Genomic DNA, 13,633 nt, shown 5'->3' with positions numbered 1-13,633 from the left:
GGGTTCAGTCCTGGTCGGCGCGGGCGGTGACGCGGTAGAAGTCCTGCAGCCAGCGGCGGCTGATACGCCCGGACCGGTACGGCCAGTCGACGAGGTCTGCCAGCAACTGCCCCCAGTCGATGGTGGCGTCGGTGGTGCGTACCTGGTTCACCGCAGCAGGGAGGTAGAGGTGGATGCCGCGCAGGCTCTGCCTGGTCAGGAGGTTGATGCGGCTCTCTGCGGCGCTCATCCGCATGGAGGCGCCCTTCGCCATGACGGCATGCCCGAGAGTGGCACCGAACGAAGGGCCATAGAGAGCGGGCTCGGGCGCGGCAACCTCCTCGTCCGGCTCGCCCTCCTTATGCAGGACCTGCTTCTTCCCCGCCTCTTGGTCGTCAGCGGTGTCTTCGTCCTCTTCCTGCTCTGGCGCGAAGGTATGCCGGGGCTGGGCCGCGATGAGCGCGGCCACTGTGTAATGGGCCTGCGCTGTTTTGTCGTCGCACTCTTCCGGCAGTCGCGGCGTCAGCAGCCGGTGCATGGGACGGGCACGCGGGTGGTCCAGGTCGCGGCGAAGACCCGCGCGCAGCGCCGCACGGGCCCCGGGGTCTGTGCGGCACAGGCGTTCAATGCTCACGGTGAAAGCGGTATATGAGGAGCTCGTCCTCTGGCGCTTGCTCGCGTCGGGGGCTTGGAAGGTCACTGCCTGTCCTTAAGTCGGCGGGCGATGGTCACGACTTCTTGGCCGCCTGCTTGGTCCTCTGCTGCTCCATCGCCCTCTGCGGGTCTTTCAGGGCGGCAAGGATGATCGCCTTCGCCCTGGTGACGGCCTTCGCGCCCCGTGGTGTGCGCGTGACGGAGTCGGTCACCGCTTCGTACGCGTCGAGCGCGTGCCGCCCGAAGGCCCGGCATGCGGCCTCGAAGTCGAGGCCGGCGTCCACAGCTCCGTCAGCGCGGCTCAACTGCCGGAACCTGGACCAGAACTCGTCCTCCGCCGCCGGCCAATACCATGCCGCGACCGCGTCCAACCAAGCCCCCGGATCGTTCTTCTTGTCATCCGTGTACTTCAGCCAAGCTTCCTTCGTAGCCTGCTCCAACCGGTCCCCGAAGAGCTCGCCGAGTTCGCGGAGCTGGCGCACAGGCCGCTCAGCGCTCACCACGTCTTCTTCCACTCGGGAAAGGAGCACCGGGGTCGTGGAGTCGACGTATTGGTGGTTTGCTGCCTGGCTGGCGTCCTGTTCGAAGCCGAGCGCACGTACGCGCAAGTATTCGCTGACGTCGAAGGCGTGATCCATCACCTTCGGCTGGATGGGGCTTGAGTCGTCCAGCTGCTTGAGCAGAAGGGCGTCGATGTCCCGCCAAAGGGAACGAGAGGAGCGCGCGAGCCGGGGGAAGGTCTCTCCGTCCTTGCCGATGTCCCAGATCAGGTAGTCGTCTTCCGGCCGGATCCGCTCGGCGTTGTAGGCCCAGGTGATGTATGCATCGGCGGTGTGCTCGCCGTCATGGGCAGGGACAAGATAGAGAGCGTGCTGAGAACAGCCGGTGAGACGTGAGCAGGGACCCTGGGGTTCGGGCATCGGCCCCAGCGGGTCCGGAAGGTCTTCGCGCTCCCAGGGGCACAGGTCGGTCTGCCGGCTGACGTCACCATCCGGCGGTGTCAGACCCGCCAGCAGCGTCAGGAAAAGGTTGTCGCACTCCGGGTGGTACGACAGCGCAGCTCGCAGTGGTGATGCCTTCGCGTAGTGGTGGCTCACAGTGCCGACCGCACGCCTCGAAAGGGCACCGGGGGCTCCCCAGTAATGCCAGGTCAGCAGCGACAGCGCTGCCTGCGAGAAGTTGGGGGGTACGGGGTTGTCATGGCTCCAGTGCCCGAACCAGGAGTGGTTGTTGCCCGCTGACCGGCTCATGACCAGCTTGTGGGTCCCGGCAGTCTGGTTCCTGTCACACTGGTCGGGAAGGCGAGGGTCCTGGAGCCAGGGACGATCGCGATCGAACAGGTCGAAACGGTGGGCCCACTGGTCGAAGTAGCCGGCGATTCCGGCCTTGCGGCCGTCGGGAAGTTCGATGCTCTGCTCTGGAAAACCCTGCTCGAGGATTTCCTCCCGCCGATCGCCCCAGCTTCCGGGGCCGGCCTCGTCCAGAGCGGTGATCCGGGCGGTGAGCGCGTACAACAAGCGCAACAGCGCCGAGTGAGCCGGCGCTTCCGGGACCAGCAACGTGCGAATCTCTCCGGCACGCAGGAACAGACTCCTGAGGCCCACTTGCGGTGGACCTGACTTCCCCTCCACCCATGCAACCGGAATCCATGGCTGGTCAATCAGATTGGACGCAGGCGTAGCCACGTCCCTCCCCCCGTGGTCGGACGTCTACCGAATCCTAGACGGCCGCACGGGGAGGCGTGGACAGTCACGGCAACTGATCAATCATCAGGCCGTCCTCACTCATGCAGAAACGGTGTTTCGCACTGGTGTACACCCACCTACCGTCTTCCAACTTTTTCAGATTCAGCCGGAGAACATTCTTGAGGGCGGCCATGCCGCGCCAGGCATTATTAGCATCACCCTCCACGCCTTCGACGAGTCGCTTCGGTACCGGAATCAGATACGGGACCAGCTGGCCCGGCACCGGTCTCCCTTTGGGACCGCGCTCAAGCCTCCGCTCCGGGACGCCGTCCTCCAGGAGATGCACCTTGTTCCCCGGCTGGCCGTGCTCGTATAGACAGACCACATGCACCATCTCCTCGCCGAGCACGGAGGAGAGCAGCTCGGGCTCCATGCCGGTGTGGTCGCGGCTGAGCAGGCCGAGGTCGCCATCGAGCTCCCGTGGTCCAGGCACCGCCAGCCAACCCGCAGTAACACTGGCTCTGCGTTCACGAACCATGCGCTGATTGTCGAGCTGCTGGAGCTCACTCGTCTCAGACTCCCCCAAGCTATCGGCGAGCTCGTCGGCGTACACCTCATCCAGCAGCAAGGGCAGCTCTTCGGGCACAGCAACCGTCCTGCCGGCCCCCAGGAGCATGTCGGTCCGCCGCACCAGCGCGGCATCGTCCAGTTCGGACGTGTTATCCGCTCGGAGCACCACCAGCCTCGACCGGTCACCCACGCTCTGCACCGCACGGGCCAGCAAGGCCGCGAGCGGTGCCGGCCCAGATACGACAAGGTCGAAATGCAGGCCCCGAACATGCTCCAGCATCGACGTCGTCACCAGCACAGAGGGGCCGGAGACTCCACCAGCTGAGGCGAAGGCACTGCGGCAGGCCGCGAGACGCTGCCACCGGTCCTTGTTGCGCATCCGTTCATGGACCAGGGTCACATCCAGACCGGGGAATTCCTTCGTGAGCTGATGGAACGTGCAGATGGCTTCCGCAGGCGTCGATCGGTAGACGACAGCCCTTCCACTGCCGGCTGCGACCATCGGTGCAAGAGCCGCCCGGATCTCGCCACACGGCCTACCGTCTACGACTTCGATGCTGAGCATGCCGGCACGAGCGACCCCGGCAGGCTGCTGGGGCAGGTGCACGCCTCCGGACTGAGCATCCACGAACGACCACCCTGGCGACCGACGGGGCGGCATCACCGGCTCTTTGTCCCCTCCTGCACCTCGGCGGTAGGCCGCCAACATCGCGTCCACCGACTTGTCCGCAGCCGTCGCGGCCAGGACAACCGGGACCCGCAACGCAGCCGCCCACTCCAAAAACCGGAGCATCAGCTTCTGCCCCCAGGCACTGCGGGCATGGGCTTCATCCACCACGACTACCTTGCCGGAAAGAGCAAAGAGCCTCATCACGTTGAACTTCACCGGCATGACAGCCTGCAGAAGTTCGTCCACCGTCCCCGTGCCGAGCGCAGCCAGTAGCGCGCGGTGATGGGAGTTGAGCCAGCTGTTCGCAGTCGGAGCCCACTCCTCACCAGGCTCCGCGCTGACTCCGTCGGTTGCATTGGCATGCGCCCACCACTCCGCGGCTTCCGCCGGCTTCAACCGGGAAGAACTGTGAAGCAGCAGCGACCGCCAGGGGCCGGTCAGTGCCTGCTTGGCGAACGCATGTACCTGCGCCATGTGGCTGTCAGCCGCTGAACCGGTCGGCAGTGCGTAGAAGAGGCCCCGCGCGTTCACCGCGTGCCCAAAGACTGCCGCCGCGCGAAGGGCCGCTTCCGTACGCTCCTCTGACGACGGAGCCGTCACGACCACCATGCCCGGCCCGTGTTCGGTCACCAGAACAGGCACCTGGCAAGCCATGCTCGCCCCAAGACCAGTCTCCCCCGCGACCTGAGCAGGCTCCAGCGGCCGGGCGAAGCCCGTCCCGAGCAGGTCCGTCTGCTGCAACAGACGGGGAGCCGCCGTGCGGGCGATCTGCCAGTACGCGTCCAGGTCATCGGGTGTTCCAACCCATCCCTCTCCCCTGAGCCGGGTCCGGATCTCTTCTTCGATACTGGCCAGCCAGTCCGACAAGGTCACCAACCCCGTCAGGACAACAGCCGCTCCTGGCGTCATCCGCCCTCGCGGAACCGACCTCGCCCCGACCACTCTGCGCACCTCGTCGAAGTGGATCCGCCGCTGCTCCTCCCAACTTCCCCCACCCATGCCGGGGTGACGGGCCACAGGGCACCGCGAGTCCTTGTCGTAAACCACCGGGTGGAAACGACCACCATGCCCACCGAGCAACTGGGCCACCGCATGACTGAGCTGGGACTGCGGACGCCGACTCGACGACGGATAGCCGATCTCCTTGAACATCCCCACCAGCCACCAGTGCGCCACCGCTTCGTGCGACTGCCGGTCCTGCGCGGCACCACCACCGAATCCGTACCCCGGCTCACCGCTCAGCTCCTGAGCCAACAGTTTCCCGTCCTCGCGCTTCGGCCCATTCCGGTGCAGTTGGAACAGCACACTGATCTTCCCGATGTCATGCAGCCCCGCCCAGAATGCCGCGAGCGCCCGCGCCTGCTCATCCGAAACCTGCAGCGCCGCCACCACCATGCTCCGCTGGTGCGCGGTCAGCAGCTCGTCCCAGACGACCTCAGCAACAGCCGCCGTGTCCAGCAGGTGACAGATCAAAGGATGGCTATGGTGTGCACCGCGAGCGTCCTTACCCAGCCCGGCAGCCTTGCCCCAGAGGCGGGAGTCCAGGGACATGGTGCTCCTTGTCACGGGTCCGGCGCAGGTGAGCTTCAGAGGCGCGCAGCAGAAAGAGCCTGGTCTGGAACGTCCCTTTGAAGACCGGCGGTAGGAAATTCGGTCAACCGCCGGTACACCAACTTGGTCTCCCGTAGAATACTTACTGCTGCACGCCTCCCTGGGAGGTGCGCGGAATTCCATTGGCTCTCCAGCCAACGGCACAGCGAGATGAACGCACGACCCTCTCGAGGGATGTGGCGCAACCTCGGCTCTGTCGGCGCTCTGGAGAAACAGTGTCCCGGTTCCTGCGGAAGTTCGTCCTGCGACGCGAGGTCCTCCTCGAGGTCTCACGCCTGGTGATCAGCGCGGTACTTCGTGCCCTGATCAACGAACTCGTCAGCTGGCTGTTCTGAGCCAAGGGTGACGGATCCCAGGGTCCGTCACCCATTACATGAGGCGATGCCCCGATGGCTGGCTGCTCACCGCACGCCGATGTGTCCCCACGGCAACTACGCCTTCCCTCGTGTCTTGCAACTTTCTCCGCGCGAGCGGGAGTGAGCCGGTGTTGCACGACAAACTAGGGGCGCGTTGCCTCTGAGTCCGTTCCTTGAAACGTGAAGAGCGTAATCGTGGTTCCCCACGCGCGAGCGAGTGTGAGCCGGTCACGACCGGGGCCGACGGCGCCCTGCCCCTTTGGTCCCTGGGCGAACGGGGCAAGCCGACCTGCAGCGCCGGCACCTCCGACTCAGGAGATAGCCCTGTCCGATCCGGTGCTCTGTGGCAGGACTTGGTCTGGCGGTACTGCGATACGTGGACTCTGCGCGAGCGGAGGTGAGCCGGTCAGCACCTGCATGAGCAGGTTCCCGAGCCCGTGCTCTCCGCGCGAGCGGAGGTGAACCGAACAGGCCCTCGGGGCTGAAGACGGCAAGGCCATCCTCTCCGCGCGAGCGGAGGTGAACCGCTCTACGGTCCGAAGACTGCCGGCGCCTGGCCGTCCTCTCCGCGCACCCGGAGGTGAGCCGACGGCTGTAGTCGTCGCTGTAGACCTTCACGAGTCCTCTCCGCGCGAGCGGAGGTGCGCCGTAGCCGGGACGACCGGTGTGCCCGGTGTCCTCGTCCTCTCCGCGCGAGCGGAGGTGAGCCGTCGCCGAACAGGATGGACTTGGCGTTCGCCGCGTCCTCTCCGCGCGAGCAGAGGTGAGCCGCACGACTCTGCCCCGGGCTCGACGCCCGGCGGGTCCTCTCCGCGCGAGCGGAGGTGAGCCGCAGCACCGTGTCCAACACCAACGACCCCTTGGGTCCTCTCCGCGCGAGCGGAGGTGAGCCGCAGCACCGTGTCCAACACCAACGACCCCTTGGGTCCTCTCCGCGCGAGCGGAGGTGAGCCGGTTGGCCACGGTGCGGCACTGGAAGCGCTCAGGTCCTCTCCACGCGAGCGGAGGTGAACCGATGTAGTGGGCGTCGCGCAGGTAGCGGCCGATGTCCTCTCCGCGCAAGCGGAGGTGAACCGTACGACTCCCACCGGACGCTGCTGGTGCCCCGTCCTCTCCACGCGAGCGAAAGTGAACCGCCGATGCCCCGGTGCGGAGGACGGGTGACGTTGGTCCTCTCCGTGCGAGCGGAGGTAAACCGCTGGCCGAGCAGCGCCGACGGGAGAGAGTTGAATCCTTTCCGCGCGAGCGGAGGTGAGCCGGCCCTGGCCGCGCGTGGCATCAGCGCCGCCATGCCCTCTCCGCGCGAGCGGAGGTGAGCCGGTGTGCCCGCAGTTGGGGCAGGTGTGGGTGGCGTCCTCTCCGCGCAAACGGAGGTAAGCCGATCCGGTTTACTCCGGATGGAATGATTTATATGTTTTCTCCGCGCAAGCGGAGGTGAACCGAGCCTGGCCACGGGACGGTGGGAGAGGATGTGGTCCTCTCCGCGCCAGCGGAGGTAAACCGCCGTTGACCACCAGCATGGTGAAGACGTCAGTGTCCTCTCTGCGCGAGCGGAGGTGAGCCGTACGACGTCGTGCCGTGCGAGGTGCCGGACGAGTCCTCTTTGCGCGAGCGGAGGTGAGCCGTTAGATCGTTCGCCATCGAAGTTGGACCGGCTGTCCTCTCCGCGCGAGCGGAGGTGAACCGTCGCGCACCATGCGCCACCGGGACTGGGCGCGGTCCTCTCCGCGCGAGCGGAGGTGAACCGCCGTCGTCTGGTCGGACGCCCAGGACACGGTCGTCCTCTCTGCGCGAGCGGAGGTGAACCGTCCCACGAGTCCAGGGTGAGAGGTCCAGCTCGTCCTCTCCGCGCGAGCGGAGGTGAACCGCTGTTGGATGTCCTCGCGTACGTGGCCGGCGCGTCCTCTCCGCGCGAGCGGAGGTGAATCATGCGGGTGCGCGACCCGATAGTAGGTGAGCCGCCCAGAGGGATGACCAAAGACCAGCGCCCTGCGTGCTCTCAGCGCGAGTGGAGGTGAACCTGAACGGCCTGGTGATCAACCCACCGCCTAAAACCTTGCCACCGAGGTGGAGCGGCCGGTGAAGCGCACGCAGACGACAACTGGGCCGGCGACGTGCGGGGCGGCGAAGGCGTTCCACGCCCCTGAATGGCAGACGAGGGTGCAGGAGGCGAGGCAACATAGCCCCGGATCGCCGGTTAGCCAAACCGGCGATGGCGCGGAGTATTGGCACCTGGGCCGTGCGACCTGCGTCGGCCCTGGGTGACCCGCTGCCAATAGAAAGGACCGGGATGCACACAGAGATCGACGAGACGCTGGGCCCTCGCTACAGCCCACATCACATCCGCGCCACCTGGGATGGAACGGGGAGCGTGGAGGAGGCTTCGAGGGCGCTCGGCTTCTCACGAGCAAAGGGATACGACCTGATCCGCAGTGGACAGTTTCCATGCCGTGTGCTGTGCATCGGCCGCAAGACACGGGTCGTGACGGCGTCCCTGCTCCGTGTACTCGAAAGCGGAGATCCGGAGTACAACAATGCCCACATCGGACGCCTCCCGACACCCTGAGGGCGTTGCAGAACCAAGCGGCCTGCTACCGAATCGATGCGCCGTTCCTCCCGGAACGGCCCCCCGCACTACAGCCCGGCGAAGCTGGGGATCTGGCCATGGATGAACACGCAATGCGACGGACAAATGATGCAGAATCCTGTCGTGATCCGTCATGTGTCTGAGCCGCCCAGAAGCCTGACATCGCCCTGTACGCTGCAGCTGCTGCTCGCCCGGGTGCAGCTGCGGGAGAGCCTGTGGAACACGTGGCGGCGGTCGAGTTCGGGCAGCGCAGCCCGACAGGTCAAAGCTGTCCGGGAGGTGTCGCGGGGCTCGGATGTCGGCTTTCGTCCAGGATCAACCGGTAGACCTCGCGGGCCACGTAGCGCTTCAGGCAACGGATAGTCTCTCGTCTCGTCTTGCCCTCCGACAGGCGCTTTTCGTAATACGTTTGAGTCCGCTCATCCCAGCGCAGCCGTGTCAGCACAATGCGATGTAACGCTGCGTTCGCTTGCCGGTTTCCGCCTCGGTTTAGCCGGCGATGCTGCCTGTTGCCAGATGAGTACTCCACCGGACTCGCCCCGCACAGGGCGGCGAACGACGCCTCACATCGCAGACGATCAGCGTTGTCGCCCATCGCCGTCAGCAGGACTGCGGCACTGTGCGGCCCGATCCCCACCGCGTCAAGCAGACGGGGGTAGTGACAACTGATCAGAGTCGACAGCTGCTTCTCCAGCACGCCCGCCTGCAACCTGAGATGCGCGATACGCTCCGCCAGCACGCTCAGCGTGAACCGCGTCGCCCGCGCCAAAGGGTCTTTCCCTTCGCCCTCTTCCCTGAGCTGCAGGCAGGCAGTCACAAGCGCACGACGAGGCAGACCTGCCAGCTCCTCACGCAGGCCCGGGTCCGCAGTGATCAGAAGGGCCTTCATCTGATTCACCGCCTGCCTCTGGGCCTTCACTGCAGAGTCCCTGGCCACGATGTAGATACGTGCGATCTCCGCGGGGCCACTCCCCGCCTTCACCGCCGCATGCGCACGCCCACTGAGCACGGCGCACGCAGCAGCCTCCGCATCGCCCTGGTCCGACTTGCTTCTCCGGCGCCGGGCCGCACGCCCAGGCCCCGGCGCCTCCATGGCCTCGATCCCCTGCGACAACAGATACCGGGACAGGGCGGCACCGTAACTGCCTGAAGACTCCACACCAGCACGTCGAACAACACCAAACTGGAGTGCCCATCGCACAAGTAACCCATAGCCGCTCGCGGTAGCCGAGAATCGCTCGATACCCAGAAGTCTCCCATTCGCCGAGAGCACCGCCGCAACGTGAAAGTCTCGGTGCGTGTCCACCCCCAGCACAACCTCATCTCCCGACAATTCAAGGGCAGATCCCGGTGAAATGATCCTCATCCCCCTCCGTGAGACACAGTGCCAGCAAGCGACACCGACTCGACCAAGCGGTCATAGGTGAGAATGTGCAGGCACACCACGCAAGCCAGAGCTCCAGACACGCTTGTTCGAGTCGACGGTCGAGCCCACTGCCACAACGCGAAAGCGACACAGGATAGTCAAGACACTTCCGTCCAAAAATCTCAAGAGCCAGCCTTCGGCGCTGCGACGGTGTTCACTGACATGCTTCCCAGCGACAAGCCTCACCTACACGTCCCGCTTAGAATTCCCAGCAGAACGAGCGAGGGCATACTCAACGCTACTTCCGACCGGCGCTCTTCCGCGACGGTCTGGCCCGCCGGCCACACAGCAGTGGCGCATCTCGCATGCCTCCTGCGCGGCTGCGCCAGTCGGCGAGGAAACGGAATCCACCGACGAGAGAAAGGTCGGCTGCATTGTCGGTCCCAGGCCAAGTGACGTCGCGGATCAGCAACCACTGAGCCCGGCCAACGAGGTAAAACGTGTCGTTATGAGTAATCCAGTTGGGGACGAGCCGCGCGTCGGTCTGAGCTGCGGCCCGACGTAGGGCGGCGCTGGGGCTGGCGTTGCAGAACTGGGTCTCACAGCCGAGGTGCCTTGATGGCCGGGGCCATGGGCTTCCACTCCACCGACCCCGATCATGGGGCCTGTCTGTGCTTCCACCTCCAGCACGGCAACTACGACACCGCCGAATTCGTCGAGGTTCTGGAGCAGATGAAGGTGTTCTACCGCGGCGAGCGAGTGGTGCTGGTCTGGGACGGCCTGTCGGCCCACTGGAGCCGGCCCACCCCCGGCCGCCTCCTCGAAGACCAACTCGCCGAGATCGCCCCAGAGGTCACACGCCGCGGTGAAGCCGCCGAACGCCGGCGCCTGGACGAACTCGAGGCAGCGCACCCAAAAGCGCATCCGCTGGGAAGCAGCCACGGTGAGGCGCGCGTCCAATACGCCAAGGCGTGCCGTGTCAGGCACTTCGAAGCGCAGGAAGCGGCATGGTGCCACGCGACCCGACTGGCCGAATACGTGAGCGCCGCACGCACACAGGTCGAGACCCTGCCCCCGGGCCAGGCCAGGCCAGACCAGAACCGAAGCCGAGGCATGGATCACCCGGGCAGTAGCCACCGTCGACCGCCTCGATCCACTGAACACGCCACCCCAGATGCCGGACATCGACGGCGGCCACTACGTGACTCAGCCACGGGCACCCGGCATACAGCCTGCGATCGCAAATGCAGCGTCCCCGAGAACAGCGGTGGAAGACAATCTGCCTGACGAGCCGAACGCGTCACGTGTGCACGCACAGTCAACGTCACGGCGATGCTTCACCGGAGCGCTCCGGTGAAGCATCGCCTCACGGCTTCGGGCAGAGGCCCGTAAGGATGCCTCCCGGCGGGGCCTTGGTCTATCACCGGTCCTGTCACACGTCTGTCACCAACTACGCCGACGCCACCGGACCACGAGGCGCTGACCTGCTAAAACGCAAACACCATGGACTGGCGTGGACGCCCATAGACGGTCTCTACAACCTGTGCCAAGTGGTACCCAGAGACGGCCCGATCACCAGGACCGGAGCGTCTTCTGGCCCGTCAAAGCGGTATTGCATGGTGTTCGGTGGTGTTTCGGTCACCCGGAACACCCTCTCATCTGTCACTCGCAGTCCTACCGCCAGGGCCGGAAAGTGTGGGTGACGAGCGTCGTCGAGGTGGGCCAGCAGGCGGCTGTGGTGGTCGAGCGAGTCGAGCTCGTGCTGCACCGTGGTGGTGAGGGCGATGGGCGGGGTGAGGGCCTCCGGCGGCCTCCGCACGGCATCACGCCGGGCCCGTGGCAGCGCTGGTGCCACTCGGTCATGAAGTTGCCACCCGGGGATTGCCCGACAGGCAAGTGCATGCAAAAGTGCATCCACACTCTCCCCTTGTTCACCGCGCTCAGGAGTTCGGCATGGCTGTTGGACGGACGGACCACGGTCCTGACCGGTGCAGGGTCCGACATCAGGGCTCGGTCGTGCGGCGTTACCCCGCCGAGGGCGCCCGCGTCGCCGCCGTGGACATCACCGAACAGGCGCTCTCCGGCCATCCGGGAGAGGCGACCCTTCCCGTGGTTGCCGATGTCGCGACCTGGACGGGTGATCTCTGGACGGATGAGACGGCGGGCATGGCCGAGTCCGCCCTGGACGGGACCTGGGAGGCGCTGCCGCTCCAGGAGACGCCGGAGGCGGACTCCGACGACGGCGTCTTCACCCTGCCGGCCTCGCGGGTGGCTCCGGCGTGAGGAGCGGAACGGTGATCGCTGCAGGCAGCGGCCCGGCGATCCGGGGTATCGCTTGCCCGGGCGGGCGATTCGGCGCCCCGCGCACAGGGGCGTAGGCGCCCCCGATCCGCACCGTCCGGGGCTTCACCCCGGGCGGTGCGGAGTCATGCCCCGAAACGGGCCCCGACTTCCCGTTGCTGCAGGTCAGGCACGTGTTTCGAGGAGGAAAAATCCAGCTCCGACGGGTTGACGGGAACCGGGGACACAAGCCTGGCCCCAAGCTCGGCCCGTTCCTCGAGTCCACGGACGAAGGATGGCTGCGCGGCTATGAACTGCTGCTGCGGCCGGCCGTGCAGCTCGCCCGGACCGGCGCGCGGCGGATGGCCGAACAGGGCGGCGGCTGCATCGTGTTCCTCACCTCGACCTGGGTCCGCCAGCCGGCGCCCGGCGGGGTGCTGTCGGCCTCCTTCCGCGCCGCGATCGCCGCCATGGCCAAGAGTCTGGCGGCGGAGGTCGCACCGCTCGGCGTGCGGGTGGTCCAGGTGATGCCGGGCGCCACCGGCACCGACCGGATGCGGGACATCACCACCAGCAAGGCCGCGGCCAACGGCACCACCGAGGAGGAGGAAGTCGCGAAGGTCGTGGGCGACATCCCGATGGGCCGCTGGGCCGCGGCCGAGGAGATCGCGGACACCGTGGTCTTCCTCGCCTCGTCGCGGTCCTCCTTCACCACCGGCGCCTCGCTCGCCGTCGACGGCGGCGCGATCCGCTCGTTGCCGTAGCCGACGCGCGGAACCCGACCCGACCCCACCCATCGCACAGCCCGTCATACGGAAGGACATGCCATGCCCCGCACCCTTCGTGAGCTCTTCGTCGAGCAGCTCAAACTCTGCTCGGTCAAGCCGGAAGAGCAGGTCGCCGTCATCTCCGAGCTGGGACAGAAGAGCGAGTACGTGGAGGCCGCCGTGGCCGCGGCCCGCGACCTCGGCGCCTCCGCGCTGGTCCTGACCGCCTCCAGCCTCTCGAACCCGATGCTCCCTCCCTACGCGGCGGACGGCCGCGAGGTCCCGGCACTGCTCGCCGCGGCCGCCGAGTGCGACCTGGTCGTCGACGTCACCGTCGGCGGTCTGATCCACTCCGACGTGCGCACCCGGATCACCGGCAACGGGAAGCGGATGCTGTTCGTCGCCGAGCCCGCCGACGTCCTCGAGCGCCTGATGGGCGACGACGGCCTGCGCACCGAGGTGGAGAAGGGCGGCGACAAGCTGCGCGCCGGTTCCACCCTGCACGTCACCAGCGCGGCTGGCACCGACCTGACCGCCGGCATCGCCGGCGAGGACCTGCCGATCACCCACCAGTGGGGATACGTCGACCAGGAGCACCGCTGGGACCACTGGCCGAGCGGCTTCGTCGCCTGCTTCCCGCACGACCGCACCGCCGAGGGCCTGATCGTCCTTCAGCCCGGCGACGCCCTGATCCCGTGGCAGCGCTACGTCCGCGACGAGGTCGCCATCAAGATCGAGAAGGGTTTCATCACCCGGGTCGAGGGCTCCGGCGCCGACGCCCACCTGCTGCGGGACTACTTCGAGGCGTGGGAGGACGGCGAGGTCTACGCCGTTTCGCACATGGGCTGGGGCCTGCTGCCCCAGGCCCGCTGGTCCGCCTTCGACGTCTACGACCCGCGCAGCCTGTACGGACAGGAACTGCGTTCCACGGCCGGCAACTTCATGTGGTCGACCGGCCCGAACCGGTTCGCCGACCGCGAGACCCCGGCGCACCTGGACATCCCGATGCGCGGCTGCACTGTCGAGATCGACGGCGACGCGGTCGTCCGCGACGGCAAGCTCGTCTGATCCCTCACGCGTCAGGGGGCCGGACCTCGACCCTCACGGC

9 protein-coding genes are annotated in these 13,633 nt (G+C 66.7%); 5 read left to right on the top strand and 4 right to left on the bottom strand.

Going from position 1 to position 13,633, the window contains the following annotated elements:
* Positions 1-4: 4 nt before the first annotated feature.
* From casB to ACWCQM_RS15705, 3 genes are all read right to left on the bottom strand, one after another.
* Positions 5-613, bottom strand: a complete 609-nt coding sequence (gene casB, locus ACWCQM_RS15715; RefSeq protein ID WP_450915843.1) for a type I-E CRISPR-associated protein Cse2/CasB — start codon at positions 611-613, stop codon at positions 5-7.
* Between the two features lie 94 nt (positions 614-707).
* Positions 708-2,318 (bottom strand): type I-E CRISPR-associated protein Cse1/CasA, encoded by a 1,611-nt coding sequence (casA, locus tag ACWCQM_RS15710; RefSeq protein ID WP_450915842.1) that lies wholly within the window; start codon positions 2,316-2,318, stop codon positions 708-710.
* 64 nt (positions 2,319-2,382) lie between these two features.
* Positions 2,383-5,109: a CRISPR-associated endonuclease Cas3'' gene (locus tag ACWCQM_RS15705; protein ID WP_450915841.1), complete on the bottom strand. Its 2,727-nt coding sequence runs from the start codon at positions 5,107-5,109 to the stop codon at positions 2,383-2,385.
* A gap of 2,628 nt (positions 5,110-7,737) precedes the next feature.
* Between ACWCQM_RS15705 and ACWCQM_RS15700 the strand changes: the two genes are divergently transcribed.
* Positions 7,738-8,091, top strand: a complete 354-nt coding sequence (locus ACWCQM_RS15700) for a helix-turn-helix domain-containing protein (protein ID WP_450915840.1) — start codon at positions 7,738-7,740, stop codon at positions 8,089-8,091.
* Between the two features lie 283 nt (positions 8,092-8,374).
* Here the strand turns inward: ACWCQM_RS15700 and ACWCQM_RS15695 are convergent, their stop codons facing one another.
* Positions 8,375-9,478, bottom strand: coding sequence for an IS110 family transposase (locus tag ACWCQM_RS15695; protein WP_450915839.1), 1,104 nt, complete (start codon positions 9,476-9,478; stop codon positions 8,375-8,377).
* A gap of 618 nt (positions 9,479-10,096) precedes the next feature.
* Between ACWCQM_RS15695 and ACWCQM_RS15690 the strand changes: the two genes are divergently transcribed.
* The 4 genes from ACWCQM_RS15690 to ACWCQM_RS15675 all read left to right on the top strand — a co-directional run bounded on the left by ACWCQM_RS15690 (position 10,097) and on the right by ACWCQM_RS15675 (position 13,593).
* Positions 10,097-10,765, top strand: a complete 669-nt coding sequence (locus ACWCQM_RS15690; RefSeq protein WP_450915838.1) for a hypothetical protein — start codon at positions 10,097-10,099, stop codon at positions 10,763-10,765.
* A gap of 666 nt (positions 10,766-11,431) precedes the next feature.
* Complete coding sequence (locus ACWCQM_RS15685) at positions 11,432-11,761, top strand: hypothetical protein (RefSeq protein WP_450915837.1); 330 nt, start codon at positions 11,432-11,434, stop codon at positions 11,759-11,761.
* A 191-nt stretch (positions 11,762-11,952) separates the two neighbouring features.
* Positions 11,953-12,522: an SDR family oxidoreductase gene (locus tag ACWCQM_RS15680; RefSeq protein ID WP_450915836.1), complete on the top strand. Its 570-nt coding sequence runs from the start codon at positions 11,953-11,955 to the stop codon at positions 12,520-12,522.
* A gap of 63 nt (positions 12,523-12,585) precedes the next feature.
* Complete coding sequence (locus ACWCQM_RS15675) at positions 12,586-13,593, top strand: hypothetical protein (RefSeq protein WP_450915835.1); 1,008 nt, start codon at positions 12,586-12,588, stop codon at positions 13,591-13,593.
* Positions 13,594-13,633 lie beyond the last annotated feature (40 nt).

The sequence above is a fragment of the Streptomyces sp. NPDC002125 genome, from assembly GCF_053593715.1.
This window is presented reverse-complemented; position numbering and strand designations above follow the sequence as displayed.

What these genes read in the sequence shown, in the direction of transcription:
- ACWCQM_RS15705 (WP_450915841.1), bottom strand. Translation starts at nt 5,109, where the DNA reads ATGTCCCTGGACTCCCGCCTCTGGGGCAAGGCTGCCGGGCTGGGTAAG.
- ACWCQM_RS15700 (WP_450915840.1), top strand. Translation starts at nt 7,738, where the DNA reads ATGGCGCGGAGTATTGGCACCTGGGCCGTGCGACCTGCGTCGGCCCTG.
- ACWCQM_RS15695 (WP_450915839.1), bottom strand. Translation starts at nt 9,478, where the DNA reads ATGAGGATCATTTCACCGGGATCTGCCCTTGAATTGTCGGGAGATGAG.
- ACWCQM_RS15690 (WP_450915838.1), top strand. Translation starts at nt 10,097, where the DNA reads ATGGCCGGGGCCATGGGCTTCCACTCCACCGACCCCGATCATGGGGCC.
- ACWCQM_RS15685 (WP_450915837.1), top strand. Translation starts at nt 11,432, where the DNA reads ATGGCTGTTGGACGGACGGACCACGGTCCTGACCGGTGCAGGGTCCGA.
- ACWCQM_RS15675 (WP_450915835.1), top strand. Translation starts at nt 12,586, where the DNA reads ATGCCCCGCACCCTTCGTGAGCTCTTCGTCGAGCAGCTCAAACTCTGC.